At 72.9% G+C, this 7289-nt stretch carries 1 protein-coding gene; it reads left to right on the top strand.

The genetic code is table 11. From position 1 onward, the window contains the following. Nucleotides 1–21 precede the first annotated feature (21 nt). Nucleotides 22–7289: type I polyketide synthase (locus ACFC79_RS36805; RefSeq protein ID WP_376249438.1), on the top strand; the 7268-nt coding region annotated here is incomplete at its 3' end.

Below are 7289 nucleotides of genomic sequence, written 5' to 3'. Positions count from 1 at the left end.
CCTCGAAGGGGAACGCACGAAATGAATGAGGAAAAGCTCCGTTACTTTCTCAAGCGGGTGACGGCCGACCTGCACGAGACCCGCCGTCGCCTCCAGGAGGTGGAGTCGGGGAACCAGGAGCCGATCGCGATCGTCGGCATGAGCTGCCGCTACCCGGGCGGCATCGAGTCGCCCGAGGACCTGTGGCGGCTGGTGTCCGAGGGCGGGGACGGAATCTCCGAGTTCCCCACCGACCGCGGCTGGGACATCGAGCGGCTCTTCAACGACGACCCGGACGACGCGGGCACCAGCTACGTCCGCGAGGGCGGGTTCCTGCACGACGCCAACTACTTCGACCCGGCGTTCTTCGGGATCAGCCCGCGCGAGGCGCTGGCCATGGACCCGCAGCAGCGGTTGCTGCTGGAGACCGCCTGGGAGGCGTTCGAACGCGCCGGAATCGACGCGACGGCGGTGCGCGGCAGCCGCACCGGCGTGTTCGCCGGCGTGATGTACCACGACTACGCCTCCCGGCTGCGCGCGGTGCCGCCCGGCGTCGAGGGCTACCTCGGCACCGGCGGCTCCAGCTCCATCGCCTCGGGCCGGGTGTCGTACACCTTCGGCCTGGAGGGCCCGGCCGTCACCGTCGACACGGCGTGCTCCTCGTCGCTGGTGACCCTGCACATGGCCATGCAGGCGCTGCGCAACGGCGAATGCACCCTGGCACTGGCCGGTGGCGTCACGGTGATGTCCACCCCGGGCACGTTCACCGAGTTCAGCCGCCAGCGCGGGCTGTCCTTCGACGGCCGCTGCAAGTCCTTCGCGGCCGCCGCCGACGGCACCGGCTGGTCCGAGGGCGCCGGCATGCTCCTCGTGGAGCGACTGTCCGACGCCCGGCGGAACGGCCACCGGGTACTGGCGGTCGTGCGCGGCTCGGCCGTCAACCAGGACGGTGCCAGCAACGGTCTGACGGCGCCGAACGGCCCGTCGCAGCAGCGCGTCATCCGCCAGGCCCTGGCCGGTGCCCGGCTCACGTCCGACCAGATCGACGTCGTCGAGGCGCACGGCACCGGCACCAAGCTCGGCGACCCGATCGAGGCGCAGGCGCTGCTCGCCACCTATGGCAAGGAGCGCCCCGCCGACCGGCCGCTCCACCTCGGCTCCATCAAGTCGAACATCGGCCACACCCAGGCCGCCGCCGGTGTCGCCGCGATCATCAAGATGGTCAAGGCCATCGAGCACGGCACGCTGCCCAAGTCCCTGCACATCGACCGGCCCAGCCCGCACATCGACTGGGAGGCGGGCGCGGTCTCGCTGCTCACCGAGGCCCGGCCGTGGCCGGAGACCGGCCGGCCGCGCCGGGCCGCCGTCTCCTCCTTCGGCATCAGCGGCACCAACGCCCACCTGATCATCGAGCAGGCCCCGGAACCGGACGAGGCCACGGGGGAGGACACCCCCGAGGGCACCGACACCGACACCGAACCCCTGGTGGGCCGGACCCTGCCGCTGCTGCCCTGGGTGCTCTCCGCGAAGGGCGAGGACGCCCTGCGCGACCAGGCCGCCCGACTGCATGCCCATGTCGCCGCCCGGCCCGAACTGGACGTGCTCTCCGTCGGCCACTCGCTGGCGACCACCCGCAGCGCACTGGAGAACCGGGCGGCCGTGGTCGCCGGTGATCGGGACACGTTCCTGGAGCGACTTGCCGCGCTCGCCGCGGGCGAGCCCGCCGCCGGGCTGCTCCTGGGCACCGAGGGTCGCGGCAAGGTGGCGTTCCTCTTCACCGGCCAGGGCAGCCAGCGCCTCGGCATGGGCCGCGAACTGTACGACACCTACCCCGCCTTCGCCGAGGCCCTCGACGCCGTCTGCGCGGAGCTGGACCCCCGCCTGGAACGGCCGTTGAAGGACGTGCTGTTCGGCGAGGACGCCGAGGAGCTGGACCGTACCGGCTTCACCCAGCCCGCGCTGTTCGCCGTCGAGGTGGCGCTGTACCGCCTCGTGGAGTCCTGGGGCCTGAAGCCCGACCTGCTGGCCGGCCACTCCATCGGCGAGATCGCCGCCGCCCACATCGCCGGGGTGTTCTCCCTCGCCGACGCCGCCCTGCTGGTCGCCGCACGCGGCAGGCTGATGCAGCGGCTCCCGGCCGGTGGCGCGATGGTGGCGGTGCAGGCGTCGGAGGAGGAGGTGCTGCCGCTGCTGACCGAGGGTGTGAGCATTGCCGCGCTGAACGGTCCGCAGTCGGTCGTCGTCGCGGGCGACGAGGACGCGGCTCTCGCGATCGCCGCCGCCTTCCAGGAGCAGGGCCGCAAGACGAAGCGGCTCACCGTCTCGCACGCCTTCCACTCGCCGCGCATGGCCCCGATGCTCGACGCCTTCCGCAAGGTCGCCGAGCGGCTGACATACGCGCCCCCGCAGGTCCCCGTCGTCTCCGGCCTCACCGGTGCCGTCGCGCCCGCGGCCGAGATCGCCACCGCCGACTACTGGGTGCGGCACGTCCGTGAGGCCGTCCGCTTCCTGGACGCGGCCCGGACCCTGGAGGCGCAGGGCGTCACCACCTTCGTGGAGCTGGGCCCGGACGGGGTGCTCACCGCGATGGCGCAGGACTGCGTCACCGGCGACGGGCTGTCCTTCGTCGCCGCGCTGCGCGCCGGCCGCCCCGAGGCACAGGCCCTGACCACCGCCCTCGCCGCCCTGCACGTCGGCGGTGTCGCCCCGGACTGGGAGCTCTACTACGCCGGTACCGGCGCGGAGCGCGTCGAACTGCCGACCTACGCCTTCCAACGCGAGCACTACTGGCTGGACGCCGGGACGGCCTACGGCAACGTCGGCTCGGCCGGGCTCGGCTCCGCCGACCACCCGCTGCTCGGCGCCGCCGTGTCCCTCGCCGACGCCGACGGCTTCCTGTTCACCGGGCGGCTCTCGCTGGAGACCCACCCCTGGCTCGCCGAACACTTCGTGATGGGCTCCGTGCTGCTGCCCGGCACCGCCTTCGTGGAACTCGCCGTGCGGGCCGGTGGCCGGGTCGGCTGCGAACGCGTCGACGAACTCACCCTGGAAGCCCCGCTGATCCTGCCCGAACAGGGCGCGGTCGACCTCCAGATCACGGTCGGCGCCCCGGACGCAGACGACTGCCGCCCGGTGGCCTTCCACTCCCGCGCCGAAGGCGCCGCGGACCACGAACCGTGGCTGCGGCACGCCACCGGCGTCCTGCGGGCGGGCGAGGACCGGCCTGCGGCATTCGACCTGGCCGACTGGCCCCCGGCGGGCGCCGAACCCATCGAGACCTCGGGCCTGTACGAGGGACTGGCCCAGGCGGGATTCGACTACGGCCCCTCCTTCCAGGGACTGCGGGCCGCCTGGCGCCGGAACGGCGAGGTCTTCGCCGAGGTGGCCCTGGAGGAGGGCGTCGAACCGGACGCCGGACTGTTCGACCTGCACCCGGCACTGCTCGACGCGGTCCTGCACGGAATCGGGCTCGGCGATCTGGTCGAGAGCACCGGACAGGGCCAACTCCCCTTCTCCTGGAGTGGGGTGAGCATCCACTCGGTCGGCGCCGATGCCGTGCGGGTGCGGCTCTCCGCCGCCGGGAACGGCACGGTGGCCCTCGAACTCGCCGATGTCACGGGCGCGCCGGTCGCCTCCGTGGCGCGGCTCGCGCTGCGCTCGGTGGCGCCGGAACAACTCGGTGCCGGGGCCGGAGGCGGCGCCGCGGACGCACTGTTCCGCGTGGACTGGGCGGACGTCGCGGCACCCAGGGCCGTCACCGCCGCATCCGGTCGGTGGGCGCTGGTCGGGACGGACGTCCCGGCACTGGGCGCCACCGGTGCGACGATCGACGTCCACCCCGACCTGACGGCGCTCGCCGATTCCGGCGACATCCCGCAGTACGTGTTCGTCTCCCCGTCCGCCGACGACGCCGATGACCTCGTCGCCGCCGCGCATCGGGCCGCCGCGGACACACTGACTCTCGTTCAGGAATGGCTTGACGACGCCCGGTTCGAGGCGTCCCGCCTGGTGGTGCTGACCTCGGGCGCGGTGGTGGCAGGGCCGGGCGAGCCGGTCGCCGACCTGGCCGCCGCCACGGCCCGCGGCCTGGTGCGCTCCGCACAGTCGGAGAACTTCGGCCGCCTGCTCCTGGTGGACATCGACGACCACCCCGACTCGCTGCGGGCCCTGCCCGCCGCACTCGAATGCGGCGAGCAGGAGATCGCGATCCGCGCGGGCGCGCCGAAGACCCCGCGTCTCGGCCGGGCCGCCGTCGGCACCGAGGACGCCGTCATCGACCCCGAGGGAACGGTGCTGGTCACGGGTGCGAGCGGCACTCTGGGTGGTTTGTTTGCCCGGCATCTGGTGGTCGAGCGTGGTGTGCGTCGGTTGTTGTTGGTGAGTCGGCGTGGTGGTGCGGCTCCGGGTGCGTCGGAGCTTGCGGCGGAGTTGTCGGGGTTGGGTGCTGAGGTGGTCTGGGCGGCGTGTGATGTCGCGGACCGTGGGGCGTTGGCGGGTGTGCTGGCGTCGGTTCCGGCGGAGCATCCGTTGACCGGGGTTGTGCACACGGCCGGTGTGCTGGACGACGGGATCATTGGTTCGTTGACGCCGGAGCGTCTGGGGCGGGTGCTGCGTCCGAAGGTGGATGCGGCGTGGAATCTGCATGAGCTGACCGAGGGTCTGGACCTGTCGGTGTTCGTGCTGTTCTCCTCGGCCGCCGGTGTGTTCGGTGGTGCGGGACAGGCCAACTACGCGGCTGCCAACGCCTTCCTGGACGCCCTTGCCCAGCATCGCAGGGCACGGGGGCTGGCTGGGTCGTCGCTGGCCTGGGGCCTGTGGGCCGCCGAGTCGGGCGGCATGGCCGGTGAACTGGACGAGGCCGAGACCGCCCGGCTGCGGCGCGGCGGCATCGTCGCGCTCACCGCCGAACGGGGCCTGGAACTGTTCGACGCCGCCACCCGCACCGACGAGGCGCTGCTGGTGCCGATGCCACTGGACCTGGCGGCACTGCGTGCCCAGGCGGGTGCCGGCATGCTGCCGCCGCTCTTCCGCGGTCTGGTCCGGGTGCCGCCGCGACGCGCGGCCCAGGGAGCGGCCACCGCACCCTCCGGCGCGCTCGGTCGACAACTCGCCGGTATCTCCGAGGCGGAGGCGGACCGCATCGTCCAGGATCTGGTCCGCGTCCACGTCGCCGCCGTCCTCGGCTACACCGGGCCCGAGGAGGTCGATCCGCAACGCGCCTTCAGCGAGGTCGGCTTCGATTCGCTCACCGCGGTCGAACTGCGCAACCGCCTCGGTGCGGCCACCGGTGTACGGCTCCCCGCCACGCTGATCTTCGACTACCCGACCCCCGCCGCGCTCGCCCGATACCTGTGCGACGAGGCCCGCGGGGACCGGAACGAGGCCGCCGCACAGATCGCCGCCACCTCCGTGGGCGACGACGAGCCCATCGCCATCGTGGCGATGAGCTGCCGCTACCCCGGCGGTGTGCGCAGCCCCGAGGACCTGTGGACGCTCGTCACCGAGGGCCGCGACGCCATCTCCGACATGCCCACCGACCGCGGCTGGGACATCGAGGGGCTGTACGACGACGACCCGGACGCGCAGGGCACCAGCTACGCCCGCAACGGCGGGTTCCTGCACGACGCCCACCACTTCGACCCGGTCTTCTTCGGTATCTCGCCGCGCGAGGCACTGGCCATGGACCCGCAGCAGCGGTTGCTGCTGGAGACCACCTGGGAGGCGTTCGAACGCGCCGGAATCGACCCGGCGACCGCGCGCGGCAGCCGGACCGGCGTCTACACCGGCGTCATGTACAACGACTACGGCACCCTGCTGCACCGGGCGCCGGACGGTCTTGAGGGCTACATGGGCACCGCCAGTTCCGGCAGTGTCGCCTCGGGCCGCGTCTCGTACACCTTCGGTCTGGAGGGCCCGGCGGTCACCGTCGACACGGCGTGCTCCTCGTCCCTGGTGACCCTGCACATGGCGGTGCAGGCGCTGCGCTCCGGCGAGTGCGAACTCGCCCTGGCGGGCGGAGTGACCGTGATGGCCACGCCCGGCACCTTCGTGGCCTTCAGCAAACAGCGCGGCCTGGCCACCGACGGCCGTTGCAAGCCCTTCGCGGCCGCCGCCGACGGCACGGCCTGGGGCGAGGGCGTCGGCATGCTGCTCGTGGAGCGGCTGTCCGACGCGCGGAAGAACGGCCACCCGGTCCTCGCGGTCGTGCGCGGCTCGGCCGTCAACCAGGACGGTGCGAGCAACGGTCTGACGGCGCCGAACGGGCCGTCGCAGCAGCGGGTCATCCGGCAGGCCCTCGCCAACGCCCGGCTCACCGCCGCCGACGTCGACATCGTCGAGGCGCACGGCACGGGGACGACGCTGGGCGACCCGATCGAGGCGCAGGCCCTGCTGGCCACCTACGGTCAGGAACGGCCGGAGGAGGACCCGCTCCGACTGGGTTCGGTGAAGTCCAACTTCGGCCACACCCAGGCCGCGGCCGGTGTCGCCGGAATCATCAAGATGGTCAAGGCCATCGAGCACGGCGTCATGCCCAGGACCCTGCATGTGGACGAGCCCTCGCCGCACGTGGACTGGTCCGCGGGCGCGGTCTCGCTGCTGACCGAGGCCGCGGAGTGGCCGGAGACCGGACGGCCCCGCCGGGCCGCCGTCTCCTCCTTCGGTATCAGCGGCACCAATGCCCACACCATCCTCGAACAGGCCCCGGCCGAGGAGCCGGCCCCCGTCGAGGAGCCGGTGGCGGCCCCCGGCGTGCTGCCGTGGGTGCTGTCCGGGAAGACCCCGGCCGCGCTGCGCGACCAGGCCGCGAAGCTGCTCGCCCACCTGGAGGCCGATGCGGACCTCCGCCCGGCCGACATCGGTCGCTCACTGGCCACCACCCGCGCAGTGCACGACGAGCGCGCGCTGCTGGTGGCGACGGACCGGGACGGATTCGTACGCGCCCTGACCGCCCTGGCCGCCGGACAGGACCACCCCGGCCTCGTCCGGGGCAGCGGCACGGCGGGCAGGACCGCCCTTGTGTTCCCGGGGCAGGGGTCGCAGTGGGTGGGCATGGCGGTGGGGTTGTTGGATGCTTCGCCGGTGTTCGCGGCGCGTATGGATGAGTGTGGGGATGCTCTGGCGGAGTTCACCGACTGGTCGTTGGTGGACGTCCTGCGTGGGGCCGAGGGTGCGCCGTCGTTGGAGCGGGTGGATGTGGTGCAGCCGGTGTTGTTCGCGGTGATGGTGTCGTTGGCGGAGTTGTGGCGTTCGGTGGGTGTGCGTCCGTCGGCGGTGGTGGGGCATTCGCAGGGTGAGATTGCTGCGGCGTG

Source organism: Streptomyces sp. NPDC056061 (assembly GCF_042266885.1).
Lineage (GTDB): Bacteria > Actinomycetota > Actinomycetes > Streptomycetales > Streptomycetaceae > Streptomyces.
The sequence above is the reverse complement of the archived record's forward strand: the minus strand, read 5'-3'. Positions and strand labels throughout refer to the sequence as shown.